Origin of the sequence: Alkalimonas sp., from assembly GCF_020831925.1 — a bacterium.
GTDB lineage: Bacteria > Pseudomonadota > Gammaproteobacteria > Enterobacterales > Alteromonadaceae > Alkalimonas.
Map to the genome: position 1 here is coordinate 18,059 of NZ_JAFIFQ010000038.1, position 13,095 is coordinate 31,153.

General features: G+C 53.7%; 12 protein-coding genes and 1 pseudogene. 4 read left to right on the forward strand and 9 right to left on the reverse strand.

The features are described from left to right. The first annotated feature begins 101 nt into the window (after positions 1–101). Both JJU14_RS11980 and JJU14_RS11985 read left to right on the forward strand, forming a co-directional pair. Positions 102–1,955 (forward strand): DUF294 nucleotidyltransferase-like domain-containing protein, encoded by a 1,854-nt coding sequence (locus JJU14_RS11980; protein WP_228613868.1) that lies wholly within the window; start codon positions 102–104, stop codon positions 1,953–1,955. 1 nt (position 1,956) lies between these two features. Beyond that, positions 1,957–2,706: a 3'-5' exonuclease gene (locus JJU14_RS11985; RefSeq protein ID WP_228613845.1), complete on the forward strand. Its 750-nt coding sequence runs from the start codon at positions 1,957–1,959 to the stop codon at positions 2,704–2,706. 255 nt (positions 2,707–2,961) lie between these two features. On the opposite strand, the gene JJU14_RS11990 is transcribed toward JJU14_RS11985, so the two are convergent. Further along, a complete protein-coding gene (locus JJU14_RS11990; protein WP_228613847.1) occupies positions 2,962–3,864 on the reverse strand; it encodes an ORF6N domain-containing protein in 903 nt (300 codons plus the stop codon). A 241-nt stretch (positions 3,865–4,105) separates the two neighbouring features. Between JJU14_RS11990 and JJU14_RS11995 the strand changes: the two genes are divergently transcribed. Next, positions 4,106–4,561: a GNAT family N-acetyltransferase gene (locus JJU14_RS11995; RefSeq protein ID WP_091345381.1), complete on the forward strand. Its 456-nt coding sequence runs from the start codon at positions 4,106–4,108 to the stop codon at positions 4,559–4,561. A 40-nt stretch (positions 4,562–4,601) separates the two neighbouring features. Here the strand turns inward: JJU14_RS11995 and JJU14_RS12000 are convergent, their stop codons facing one another. The 6 genes from JJU14_RS12000 to JJU14_RS12025 form a co-directional block, all read right to left on the reverse strand. After that, the gene (locus JJU14_RS12000) at positions 4,602–5,399 is read right to left on the reverse strand and encodes a DUF4198 domain-containing protein (RefSeq protein ID WP_228613849.1); all 798 of its coding nucleotides are present in this window, start codon (positions 5,397–5,399) and stop codon (positions 4,602–4,604) included. 12 nt (positions 5,400–5,411) lie between these two features. Then, a complete protein-coding gene (locus JJU14_RS12005; protein ID WP_228613851.1) occupies positions 5,412–5,909 on the reverse strand; it encodes a DUF2271 domain-containing protein in 498 nt (165 codons plus the stop codon). 26 nt (positions 5,910–5,935) lie between these two features. Further along, positions 5,936–6,559, reverse strand: coding sequence for a PepSY-associated TM helix domain-containing protein (locus tag JJU14_RS12010; protein WP_228613853.1), 624 nt, complete (start codon positions 6,557–6,559; stop codon positions 5,936–5,938). Positions 6,560–6,568: 9 nt separating this feature from the next. After that, positions 6,569–8,692 (reverse strand): TonB-dependent receptor, encoded by a 2,124-nt coding sequence (locus tag JJU14_RS12015; protein ID WP_228613855.1) that lies wholly within the window; start codon positions 8,690–8,692, stop codon positions 6,569–6,571. Positions 8,693–8,916: 224 nt separating this feature from the next. After that, positions 8,917–11,007, reverse strand: coding sequence for a TonB-dependent receptor (locus JJU14_RS12020; protein WP_228613857.1), 2,091 nt, complete (start codon positions 11,005–11,007; stop codon positions 8,917–8,919). Positions 11,008–11,234: 227 nt separating this feature from the next. Next, on the reverse strand, positions 11,235–11,936 hold the full coding sequence (locus tag JJU14_RS12025; RefSeq protein WP_228613859.1) for a 2OG-Fe(II) oxygenase: 702 nt from the start codon (positions 11,934–11,936) through the stop codon (positions 11,235–11,237). A gap of 14 nt (positions 11,937–11,950) precedes the next feature. Between JJU14_RS12025 and JJU14_RS12030 the strand changes: the two genes are divergently transcribed. Continuing rightward, entirely contained in the window at positions 11,951–12,340 is a 390-nt protein-coding gene (locus JJU14_RS12030; protein WP_228613861.1) for a thioesterase family protein, read from the forward strand. Between the two features lie 12 nt (positions 12,341–12,352). Here the strand turns inward: JJU14_RS12030 and JJU14_RS12035 are convergent, their stop codons facing one another. Together JJU14_RS12035 and JJU14_RS12040 are read right to left on the reverse strand one after the other, a co-directional pair. Beyond that, on the reverse strand, positions 12,353–12,736 hold the full coding sequence (locus JJU14_RS12035) for a hypothetical protein (protein WP_228613863.1): 384 nt from the start codon (positions 12,734–12,736) through the stop codon (positions 12,353–12,355). 156 nt (positions 12,737–12,892) lie between these two features. Then, positions 12,893–13,095 (reverse strand): annotated as a pseudogene (locus tag JJU14_RS12040) (class I SAM-dependent methyltransferase); the annotation flags it as partial.

Below are 13,095 nucleotides of genomic sequence, written 5' to 3' on the forward strand. Positions count from 1 at the left end.
TAAATCCGATCGGGGCCAATGTTCACCCCGATCTGATTGCAGCCAGGCAGGTTCCCACTCTATGATGTCAGTGCCTAAGCCATTCATCAGAGCCCGTGACTATGCAGATTGAGCAGATTGAAATTCTGGAGTTTCTGAAACGGCACTCGCCATTTAAAGAGTTACCGGATGACTTGCTGCAGCAAGTCGCCAGCGACACCGATGTCTGCTACTTCAAAGCAGGCAGCCCCATTCTGCAGTTTGACCAGCCGCTGGATGCGCTTTATGTGATCCGCAGCGGTGCAGTGGAAACCTTCCGCCGCACTGGCGAGCTGTACAACCGACTGAGTGAAGGCGGGCTCTTTGCCGAGCAAGGCCTGCTGCGAAAGCGCAAAGTGCGTTTTCCGGCTACAGCACTGGAAGACAGCCTGCTGTATTTGATCCCGGCCGATCGCTTTGATCAACTCTGTGAGCACAGCGACTTTTTTGCCGATTATGTCGAAATCAGCGATGAAGAGCGGCGTAAAAACACCCCGAACCGCCGCGCCGATGCCAACGAACTGATGACATCCAAAGTCAGTACTCTGGTAAGCCGCGCACCTGTAATGCTGGACATTGACAGCAGCACCCGTGACGCCGCCATGGCAATGCAAGCCGCCGGCGTCTCTTCTTTGCTGGTGATGGCAGAGCAGCACATGGTCGGTATCCTGACCGACCGTGACCTGCGTAACCGCTTGGTGGCACCGGGTTTGCCGTTTGAGACCCCGGTACGTGACATCATGACCACGGAGCTTATCAGCATTTCGCATCATCAGTTTGTGTTTGAAGCCATGCTGTTGATGCTGCGCCACAATGTGCATCACCTGCCGGTGTTGCAACAAGGCCAGCCGCTCGGCGTCATTGCCATATCCGACATTATTCGATACGAGTCGAAAAACAGTCTCTTTGTGGTCAGCAGCATTTTTCGCCAGCAGTCGGTCAGCGAGCTGGCGGCACTGGTGCCGGATGTACGCGCCTGCTTTGTCCGCATGGTGAACGAAGATGCCAACTCCCATATGATTGGCAGTGCCATGGCGGTGATTGGCCGCAGCTTTAAACAGCGCTTGTTAGAACAGGCAGAAGCGGAACTTGGCCCACCGCCGGTTCCCTATTGTTTTTTGGCACTCGGCTCGATGGCACGGGAGGAGCAGCTGATAGTGACCGATCAGGACAATGCGCTGATTTTGCACGATGATTTTGTACCAGAGCAGCACGATACTTATTTTCAGCAATTAGCTCAATTTGTCTGTGATGGTTTGGATGCCTGTGGCTATGCCTATTGCACTGGCGAGATTATGGCCACCAACCCCAAATGGCGTCAGCCGCTGCGGGTATGGCAGCAGTATTTTCGCGACTGGATCACCGCGCCGAGCGCCGAACGCTTGCTGCACAGTTCTATTTTCTTTGATCTGGCCGGCGTCTGGGGCCAGACAGAATGGGCCGAACAGTTAAACCGCACCATTGCCCAACTGGCGCCCAAACATCCGCTGTTCCTGGCCTCGATGGCACGCAATGCGCTGCAGCGCACGCCACCACTTGGCTTTTTCAAAGATTTTGTCATGGAAAACGATGGCCGGCAGAATAATTCGCTGAATATTAAACGGCGTGGCACGGCGCCGGTGGCCGATCTGATTCGGGTGCATGCACTGGCGATTGGCTGCAGCGAAAGCAACTCCTTTGCCCGGCTCAGAGCCATCATCAAGGCCAAGCTGCTACCACCGGGTCGAGGCGAGGATTTACGCGATGCGCTGGAAGTCATCGCCATGGCCCGAATTCGCCACCAGGCGCTGGCACTGGAAGCCGGTGAAGAGCCGGATAACCAGCTGGCACCAGAGCGGCTGTCGGATTTTGAGCGGCGTAATTTAAAAGAAGCGTTTCAGGTGCTGAGCAACGCCCAAAAATACCTGAAGTTTCGCTATCAGGGCAACCGGAGCTAAGATGCTGTATCTGGGCCCGCCCAAACATAAGCAACGTCGTCTGCCCGGCGATCCGGCTGTGACTGACTGGCCAAAGCACTTTGCCAGCTTAGCCAAGCTGGCCCAACACCCGGCCCTGCAGCAGTATTACCAGGCTGGCATCCCGGCGGGAGATACCCGCATAGCCGATACGCCGCTGCTGGCAATGGATTTTGAAACCACCGGCTTTGAGCCTGGCCGCGATGGCATCCTCAGCATCGGCACCGTGCCGATGAGCCTGCAGCGCATCCACAGCAGCCAGGCCCGCCACTGGCTGGTCAAGCCCAAGTTTGCGCTGACTGGCCAATCGGTGGTGGTGCATGGTATTACCCACAGCGCCATCGAAGCCGCCCCGGATATCACCGATATTTTGCCAGAGCTGTTGCAGCAGATGGCCGGCAAGGTGGTTGTGGTGCATTTTCGTGGCATCGAACGCCCTTTTTTAACCGCCACCTTGCTGGATAGGCTAAACGAAGGCATTGAGTTCCCGCTGATTGATACCATGGAGCTGGAAGCACGGCTGCACCGGGCCAGACCACCCAGTCTGCTGGATAAACTATTGGGCCGTGAGCCGGTCTCGATCCGGCTGGCGGATAGTCGGCGGCGCTATGGTCTGCCGGATTACCGGCCACATGATGCCGTAACCGACGCGCTGGCCTGCGCCGAGTTACTGCAGGCCCAAATCGCCGATCGTTTCAGCCCGGACACCCCGCTGTCGGAGCTGTGGCGCTGAGTGCGTTGCAGGCGGGAGGCTAAAGTGATGGGCAGCTGTCAGTAAACGGTAGTTGTTCCCATGTGCGTCTCAAATTGCTTGATATTTTGCTAACCAACTACCACAATACACGCACGCTCTTCGGAGCTGGTTGAACCTTTACCTAGTGTTTTGGTTCGTGGCTGCGCCTCAGCCGCCGTTAAGACTGGGGCTTATCTCCCTCCTTAATGGCCTGCCATTCCCATCCTTCCGGCAATGGATATAAAACCTGCTCCATCATTTCACCCCCGCTTGCTGTAGCAGGTCTAATGCTGCCAGTTCCAGTTTGCTAAAGGCAAACCACTTTTTCCCCAGATCTTTCAGGGATGCGCCAATATGGTAAATCTGGTGTCGGTCGATGATCAGGAAGCGGTCGTGGGACTTGCTAAAAGGTTTAAGTTCAACGCCAGGGTATTGCTGATTGTGTTTATCAACATCAAGCTCAAGTTTTTTTGTTACATTGCTGGTCAATAGCGTGACGCGCACCTTGGATTTGCGTTCGCTTAGCATAGTTAATACACTTTCATCAATATAGTTGTCGATTAACACTATCTGCTCATTCGCCGATTTAATCAGCTTATTAGCAAACACATAGGCATCAAAAACTTGCCCATCAAAAAATATGCCTTGTTTTACTGGTAGGCTTGCAGCTTCCATGGCCTGAAATAAGGCATCTATGCGTTGATCTGATAGCTGTTGTTTCTGCTCTACTTGTCCCAGCCGTTCAAACAGGGCAGCATTATTCAGCAAAAAACTGCGCATTTGTACAAAGGCTTGCATGATCTGAATGCTGACCTGAATGGCGATATCACTACGCAGCACCGCAGAAAGCATGGCAATGCCTTGTTCGGTAAAGGCATAGGACAGATATCGTCGCCCGCCATGTTGGCTTGAGGTCACAATTTGTGACCTCAAGCTTTCTTCCTCATCAGGGGTCAGTTGAAAACGAAAAGATTCCGGAAATCGCACAATGTTTCGTTTTACTGCTTGATTCAGCACTCTGGTATCCACCTGATAGAGCTCGGCCAGGTCTCGATCCAGCATGACTTGTTTGCCTCTAATGGTCAGAATCAGGCTTTGCAGGGATCGGAGATTCGTGATTTTCCTGAGCGTATTTACTGACGATTTTCCCTTGTCCATGCTTATTTCTCCGCCAACAGATCTTCAATTTCATCGAACAAACCAGACACTAGTTTTTCCTTGGTGTAAAGCACCATAACACGAATTTAATTATTTCGTGACTTTTGTGAGTGTGAAATCAAATTGCGTGGGGCTAAATTTTAACAAACGAGCAGACAGCAACCACGCGTTTTGCTCGCACCTGTTTCATCAGTTCTGGTATAGTGAAGCGGTATTGATAATCTGCAAGGAGCCAAACTGCATGCAATGGCAGGTGCTGACTTTTGAGCAACTGGATACTTATACGCTGTATGCCCTGTTGCAACTGCGTGTCGATGTCTTTGTGGTAGAACAAAATTGCCCTTACCCGGAACTGGATGATCGGGACCTGCATCCGCAAACTCAGCACGTGCTGCTGAAAAAGGGCGACAAAGTAATTGCGTATGCGCGGGTACTGGCCCCGGGCGTGGCGTTTGATCACTATCCTGGCGTAGGTCGGGTCTGCGTATCGCAAACCGCCAGGCGGTTAGGCCTTGGTCAGGTATTGGTGGAAAAAACCATCGCCGTGGCCAAACAACATTGGCCACGGATGGATATTCATATTTCTGCCCAGTGTTATCTGCAGCAGTTTTATGAGCAACACGGCTTCCAGTCAGCCAGTGAGCCTTACCTGGAAGACGATATTCCACACCTGAAGATGATCTTACCCTATCGTTAAAAGGTCGTCGTTCATCGTTCAAAGATTGTCGTTCAGCGGCTTAGGGCAAAGCCGCTTCAAAGGTCAGGGTCAGGCTTTCCCGTACTCTATCGGCCAGCGCATCGGTGCTGTCCAGTTGTACACTGGCTTCCAGCACATAACGTCCTGGCACCTGAGGAGTAAAGGCCAGATAGCCATTGGCATCGGAGCTTAGCAGCTCACGACCGGCATCATCCCGATACTGCTCGCCCTCACGCGATAATTCCACCTGAACATCCGCCACCGGCTTACCATCCAGCACAAACTGCCAACGCACTGGTTCAGTCGCCACTACATCGGCCGGATGAGTCAGCAGTTTCAACTCCAGGCCTTCATTGCTAAGCGCCAGCGCTGTTTGATTCGGCGCATTGACACTGACATAGCTCAGTGCCCGGCTACGACTTCGGGTGGTGAGCACCTCGCTGGCGTTGGCTGGCAGTTGTGCTGAGCGTTCCTGCTTATTGGCGGCAATACGGCGACGCTGGCCATCCTCCTGGAAAAACGTGAAATAACGAGCAGGCCCTGCCAACTCAATGCGGTAGGTGCCATCCATGGTCAACTGATGATCGGCCTGAGACTTGCGCCGGCCCTGATAGCTTTGGGCAAAGGCATGGCGCTCGCCATCCGGAAACACAATGGCCAGATGATTTGGGCTAATACCCCGATCCGGCACAAAGGTCATATTGGCAGCAGACAGATCCACAGAAATCCAGCTGTCTTCCGACGACAGCACAAAATGGCTGGGTAACACCCATAAGGTATGAGCGGCGGCTCCGGTGCTGCATAGCGCCAATAAGGTTGCTAAAACGATGTTTTTCATGATGACTGTCCTTTAGTTGAGGGTAATTTTCAGCTCGCCCAATTCCGGCATCGCGGCCTGGCTGTAGTGCTGGGCTGCACCGCCCCACTGGAAACTCTGGCGCTGCAGACTACGGCCGCCTTGTTCACGGGAGGCTTCAACCAGCAGGGTGTACTGCCCGGCAGGTACCGGCTTGCCAGCATCATCCAGCCCATCCCAACTCAGTTGGTAACGCCCAGGCGTGCGGGTGGCTCCGGTACGCGCATCGACCAGCTCAGTCTCACTGCGGCCAATTTTGCGCCAGAAACGGCGAATGTCTTTCAGCCAGTCCGGCTCTTTGCGCCAAAGCGCAATCAGCCGCACCGATTGCTGAGCTTCATCCTCCACCCAGACCGCGACATAAGGCCGGTAGTACTGCGCGGTTTCAATCACCGGCAGCTCCAGTGAGATGGTCAGCTCCTGCGCTTTGCTGGCCGGGGCCAGCAAGCCAAAACCAAGCAACCATGCAACAGGTATCAACAGTAAACGCATACAAACTCCCTTCATTAGTTTCTTCATCAAATGTGCAAAGACATCAGGTAAATCAGAATGCCGGCCATGCCACCAAGCAAGGCCAGCGTATTGCCGATAGCCCGCATCGACTGCGACTTCAACAGCAAATAAAAACCGGTTAATGCAAACACCAGGCAGCTCATGGCGGTGATATCAATCAGCCAGGACCAAAGCCCACCGGCATCACGCCCTTTGTGCAGATCGTTGGCCAGCGCCAGGTAACCGGCAAACACCTGCTCTAGTTCCAGCTCTGCCGCCTCAAAATCCAGCAGCGCCATGGCGTAGCCTGCCGGACGTTTAAACTCCAGTTCCAGCAGCTCGTCATCGCTATCAAACTGATAACGCCACTCCGTCGCCTGCACACCGTGCTGTTGTTGCAACCACTGCTGCACTTGCCAGGCATACCAATACTGCTGCTCCGGCTCTTCTGGCATCGCGTCGCGCTGCAGTTCAGCCGGCAGTGTCAGCAGTTGCAATTGCTGGCTGCTGCCCCACTGGCTTTGCCAGTTGGGATGGTTGAGCGTGATGCCGGTGATGGAGAAAAATACCAACAGCAACAACACCCACATGGCGCTGTAGGTATGCAGCGTCCGCATCAGACGCTGCAGGTTGAACAGGCTTGCTTTCATCCCCCGACCTTAAAACTGGATGTTGGCAGACAACCACAAGCGCCGCCCTTCCTGGTTGATCGGATAGAGGTTGCTGTAGCTAACGTTGTTCGGATTCGCTCCGGTCGGGTTGGCGTAAGCGGTGTACTGTAAAAAGTCTTTATCCAGCAAGTTGTAAATCACCGCATTCAGAGTCACCGCTTCGCTGATCTGGTAACTGGCCCCTAAATGACTGAGGCTATAGGCTTTAAAGTCTCCCAGTGCGTTAAAGGCAACCCCGGCGCCACGGTAGCGTTTGGAGCGGTATTCGGTGGATAACCAAAGGCTGGCTTGCTCGGCAAACTGCCAGCGCAGATTGGAGTTCAGCATATGCTTGGGCGTATTGGTGAGCGGTAAGCCCTTACTGACACCGCTTTTCTGTTCACTCTCGGTATAGGTGTAATTAACCAACCAGGACCACTGCTCGGCCAACGGCATCCGGAAAGAGACTTCCCCTCCCCGGGTTTCTGCTTTATCCACATTGACGGTTTGACTGAACTCCGCAATGTTAGGCCAGTAGCCAACATCAATGCAGCCAGCAAGCCCTTCATTGCCCGGAAAGCTGCAATTTGGCCGCGGAGTGCCACGCGCCAGCTTGTCGGTAAAGCGGTTGATAAAGACACCGGCACTGGCCGTAAAACCACTATCCGCCACGTAAAATACATTCAGCTCAGTGGTTGTACTGATTTCTGGCTTCAAATCCGGGTTGCCAACAAAAGGCAAAGTGCCCTGAGCACCGAAGCCATAAATGCCATCTGTGAGCATTTCAACGTTGGGCGTTTTGTAGCCCTGGCTGACGCCACCTTTGATGGTCCAACGTTCAACCGGATTCCAGACACCATAAACGCGTGGGCTAAACTGACTGCCAAAGGCATCGTGATGGTCGTATCGGCCACCTAAAGTCAGCGAAAAATCATCGTGAAAACGCCAGTTGTCTTCAAGAAACACCGCTGTCATGGTTTGTGTAAAAGGTGCCGGCGCCACGGCATCAACCATCTCTGCGCGCCACCACTGGCCACCTATCGATAATTGATGATCACCGATGCTCGTCACCCACTTGAGATCTGCAATGGTATTATCGGACTCGAGCGTGCGAGCTTCTCCGGCACCAGCAATGCCCGGCGGAATGATCCGGCCAAGGGTTTCAGTCAGATTGCGCATGATGCTGGCATCCACCACCCCGAAGTCAAAGCGTCCCTGATAGGCCAGCGTGCTTTGTCGGCGATTGTATTTCTGCTTTGGTTCATAGCCCATAGGCCCTAAAGTGCCCATCTGCCCCTGGCTGTTGTCGTAGGTTTGCCAGACATGGTCCTGATCAAAACTAAGCAGTTGATCCGCTGAGATTTGCCAGTTCAGTTTACCGCCCAGGTTGTAGATGTCAGCTTTTACCGGATTGGCCCCCATCCAGGGAATAATCTCCTCGCCTTCCTCATCGATGTAACGAATATCCGCCGCCGCACGATTCACCACACTGCCGCGCAGTACCAAACCAAGCTGCTCTTGCAGCACAGGACCATTCAGATAAAAATTCATGCCATTGCTATTACCGAACTGACTGTGTTGCTGCAAGGTATTGTTAAATGAAACCGCTCCAGCCCATTCCTCGCCGACTTTACGGGTTATAATGTTGACAACCCCACCCATCGCATCCGAACCATACAAGGTAGACATAGGCCCGCGGATCACCTCAATGCGCTCGATAGCTGCCAGAGGTGGCATAAAACTGGTAGAGGTGCCACCAAAGCCATTTGGTGTTACATCACCTGCTGCATTCTGACGTCGGCCATCAATCAAAATCAGGGTATAGCTGCTGGGCATACCGCGAATGCTAATACTCAAACCACCGGTTTTATCCACGCTTTGGCCAATATCAACCCCTTCCACATCCGCTAATGCTTCAGCAATGCTGGCAAAGCGTTTTCTTGCCAACTCTTCGCGCGTGATCACACTGATGCTGGCTGGAGCCTCAATCAGCATCTGCTCATAACCAGTGGCAGTAACAACGATGACTTCACCATCGTACTCAGGCATGTCCAGGGTCACACCAGCCAGGGCCGGCAGTTGTATCGCAGATACGACAAGGGCAGCAACAGCGCTGCGGCGGAAGGTTTTCATTCGTCTCTCCTGTTGTTATAGGCGGTGCCACAAAAGGGACACCGATAGCGCGACGAAATGATAATGATTCTTACTACGAAGATCAATAGCAAATGATAACTATTATCAACTGTAGGCAGCCAGCCATGACCGGAAGGTCATGAAAAGGCAAAAAAAGACCCGACACGAGGTCAGGTCTGGCTAGAGTCAAACTGCCGGGCTCAAAAGAGCCCAGTGCATTGAGATTAGAAGCGGTAACGGAAGCCCACTTCGAACGAGCGTTCCGGGCCGACATAGATGCCCTGACGCAGACCAGCAATGTACTGCTTGTCAGTCAGGTTTTTCACCGCACCAAACAACGTAAACTCACTGCTGACACTGTACTGTGCGGTCAGATCCAACACGGTATAGGCTGGCAACAAGCCACCCCAGATCCCACCACCAGCACCGGTTGGCAGCGCGAGCTGATTGCTTGGGTCGCCGTATTGCTCACCACGGTGGTGCGCTGTTAAGGCTGCTTTTAGCTTATCGGCACTGTAATTCAGACCTATATTCGCCATAAATTTCGGTGCATAGGGCAGACGATTGCCCTGGTGCTCACCGGTCTTGAACTTCGAAGTTGGGATCCAGGTGGCATTGGTATCCAGGCTAAAGCCGGCACCAAAGTCATAGGCCAGCGCCAGCTCCATGCCTCTGTGCTCGGTTTTACCGGCATTGGAGCGCGATAAGTTCGGATCGCTGTTGCCAGTGACTACCTGATTGCTGAAGTTCATGGCAAAAGCCGCTATTTCGTAACTTAGTGGGCCTTCGCTGCCACGAAGACCAATTTCATAATTGGTCGCCCGCTCGCCATCCAGGTTTTGATCGGTCAAGCCATCCAGTGCCACGCCGTTAGAGGCAGGTGAAAACGCCCGGTACACACCACCGTACAACTGAGCCGCAGGCGTCAGTTCAAAGGTCGCCCCCACGCCTGGTAAGAACTCGGTGTTGCTGGTTTTAGCAGAGGCATTGCCCTGGGTCAGCACTACCCGCTTTTGCTGGTAGCTTTCCACCCGCAGACCAGGTGTCACCGCCAGCCGATCACTCAACTCAATCCGGCTTTGCACATAGCCAGCAAGGCTGTCGGCTGAGTCAACAATATGGCGATCGTTCACACCGGTACGATCCGCCGCACGGTTGGAACGGATCCGCTGATCGTCGGACTCTTCGCGCATCACACGCAAGCCAAACTCGGTATCGGCACTCATGCCACCCAGCTGATGCGCCAGCGATAAGCGGGTTTCCACCCCATAGCGCTCAAAACCACGGTTATTGCCGGTCAAAGCATCGGTATAGATCCAACGACCAGCGGCATTGGAGGCAGCGGTATCGACATTGTAGCGCCAGTAATCACGGCTGACATCGCTCCAGTACACCAGGGTTTTCAAAGTAGCGCTGTCGCTTAAAGTCCACTCATGGTTCAGATCAAACGCCTTGCGATCTTGCAGATACCAGTCATCCGGCGCCGGGTTGTAGCGTTCACCAGCCAGATAATCACCGAGTAGCAGGCCACGGTAAGAGATATTGGCGTCATTTTCATGGTAAGAAAACTTCACGCCGACCCGCTGATTGGCGCCAATGGCGGTGCCGGCTTTCACCATCACATCGCTCATGGCGTAGCCTTTATCCATAAAGCCATCGCTTTTGGCATGGGTAGCAACCACCCCGGCGTAGCCATCACCCGAGGCATTCTTGCCACCGGCTTCAATGCTGGCTTCCCGCATATTGAAAGAGCCAACCCGGCCGGACAGCTGCACACCATCATCCGGTGTCTTGGTAATAAAGTTCACCACACCACCGATGGTGGATGGACCGTAACGCAGTGAGGAAGAACCTTTTAGAATTTCAGCGCCTTCCATGCGCTGAATGCGTGGATTGAAGTAGCGATCGTTGCCGATAAACAGACCCGGCGCTACCGGCACCCCATCTTCCAGTACCAGCGATTTGGACTCGCTGGCCGATAAACCGCGCAGACCAAAGTTGGCGACAATGGAGGTTTCTTCTTCGCCTTTGATGTTGATGCCTGGCACCCGACGCAGCACGTCTTCGGTCGATAGTGGTTGAATGGCGTCGATTTGCTCACGGTTAATTAAAATCACAGTACCGGTTTCGATATGAGCATGGCTCATTTGATTGCCCCGAACCCGGATGACTTCGATGCGCGGAGCCGATGAGCGCTGAGCGCCATCATCGTCAGCCGTATCCAGCGCTTCGCCCGCCAGGGCAGTCAATGGCAGAGCGCTTAGCGCCAAAGCCATGGCTAGTTTATTTGGTGTGAACTGCTTAACTCCAGACATGTGATACCCCATAGAACCGATGTGATTTGCCGTTAACGTGACGCAGTTAGTCGTCAGCGCTGTTGTTATTCTGGTTGGGGCAGGATCTTAATTGCTAATGATAATGATTGTCAATTGAATTGTTATGTTGTTTTGCTTTAGAGTTTGATCTATTGCCAATGGTAGTACAAAGCCGTAGTCCCTAAATCGACGATAGCAATTTGATGGATAGGAAGAGCGTCCCGGCCTTAACCGGGAGCACCATAAAGCTGCTCTGCCCGCTGAAATAAAATCCAACTGGTCAGGATGTACTTATCATGGGATACCGGAATACAGCCACGATGGGTATGGGTAAAATAGGCCGGCGCTATCACCATGCGGCCGGTTTTGGGCTGAATGCTTTTGTTTTGATAATAGAACTCCGTCTGGCCGCCTTCGTCGACATCGTTCAGGTAAAACATAAACAACAGCGCCCGGTGCAGTGCCTCATTGTGCGGTTGTTGTGGATAGACTTCGGAATGCCAGTAATTGTAATTGCCTTTGCCGGCATCGTATTTTTGCATTTGCACCGCGCCAATCCGAAACAGCGCCCGCATGTAGTCGGCCACTTTGTCGCTGCCAAGCTCGGCAAAGTTATCGTGCGTTAAGGCCACCGGCTGGCCGGTTTGCGGGTGGCGGATGGTCAGCGCGATTGGGCCAATCAGGGCAAAATGGTGCTTGCGAAAGTACTGCTCGGCGCAGCTGGCGGTTGCTTCAATAATGGTATTCAGTTGCTGCTGATACGCAGCATGCTCGTTTAAATACAGATCGGTGCTTATCTTTTTACTGGGATCCACTCCGGCTCCGGTACGGCCTGGCTGCTTGTGCGCGCTTTTTTCAAAGTCAGCGATCAGCTGTTGGCAAAAGGCCGGGCTTAGCGCATCATCGTACACCTCAATAAAATCAGTCATCGGACACTCGTGTTATGTTCACAGAAATCATACAGCCCCGCTTTTCAGAAACGGATGCGTTAGGTCATATTAACAATACCGTGGTGGCGGTCTGGTTTGAAGCCTGCCGTACGCCTATTTTCCAGATTTTTAGCCCGGAGTTGGATTTACAGCGCTGGCCTTTGATCGTCGCCAGCATCGCGGTGGATTTTAAAGCCCAGCTGCATTACGGCAGCAAGGTGGAAGTGCGCAGCTGGATCAGCCGCATTGGCAACAGCTCGTTTGAAGTGACCCAGCAAGCCTGGCAACAAGGCCAGTGCTGCGCCGAAGGCAAAGCAGCGCTGGTGCGCTTTGATTACCAAAGCCAAAAAGCCTTGCCGCTTAGCCCGGAGCTACGCGCAGCGCTGGAGCAGCACTGCAGCTAAACGTAGATGTCCTTAACCGGGACAGCGCCCTTCAAAGCGCACTTCCATACTGGCTTGGCGGATAGGCGGAAACACCGAGACAGTGCCGGACGCTTTTAGCTTACCGTCTTCAACCCAGCGCTTGAGTTCCGGGGCGTCCTCACTGCCCTCGGGCCCGCGATGCACCCACTGGGCGTTGTCGTACACCACCGACAAGGCGTGCATGCCCGGCCAGCGTTGCAACATCACGGAAACGCTGCTGCCATCAGGTAAAGTCCCCTTAGCACCGGCCGTTTCCGTATCCACGCCGCAACTGGTCACTTCAACCGGATGGGCTTCGCCATCCAGCCAGAGTGTGCCGGTACCGGGCGAGATAGCCGACGTGCTTAGTAGCAACGCAAAGATGGTAAAAGACATACAACCTCCTTGGTATTGGTTTTATAAGCTTCCTGTTTGGTGTGCACCACTAACCATAGCATATGAAGTGTGCATTTTGGGGCGGGCAACCCCAGCTACTAAAAGACATGGTTTGTGCCTTGTCTCACCCAGGTTGGATCAATAGCCTACTGGTCGCTAGCCCGGCACGCTGGCGGCAATCACATAGTCGTGGCCGCTGGCGAGTTCGCCGCGCTCAGCGAGTAAGGCTTCACCGCGCTGTTGCAGTGCATCAACATGCTGCAGCATGGCATCGGTCAGGGCCTGGTTGCCAAAACGCTGCGCCCGCTGGCGGCACATGCCCAACTGGCTGTGCAAAAAGCGCTCGCCGTAGCGAATGC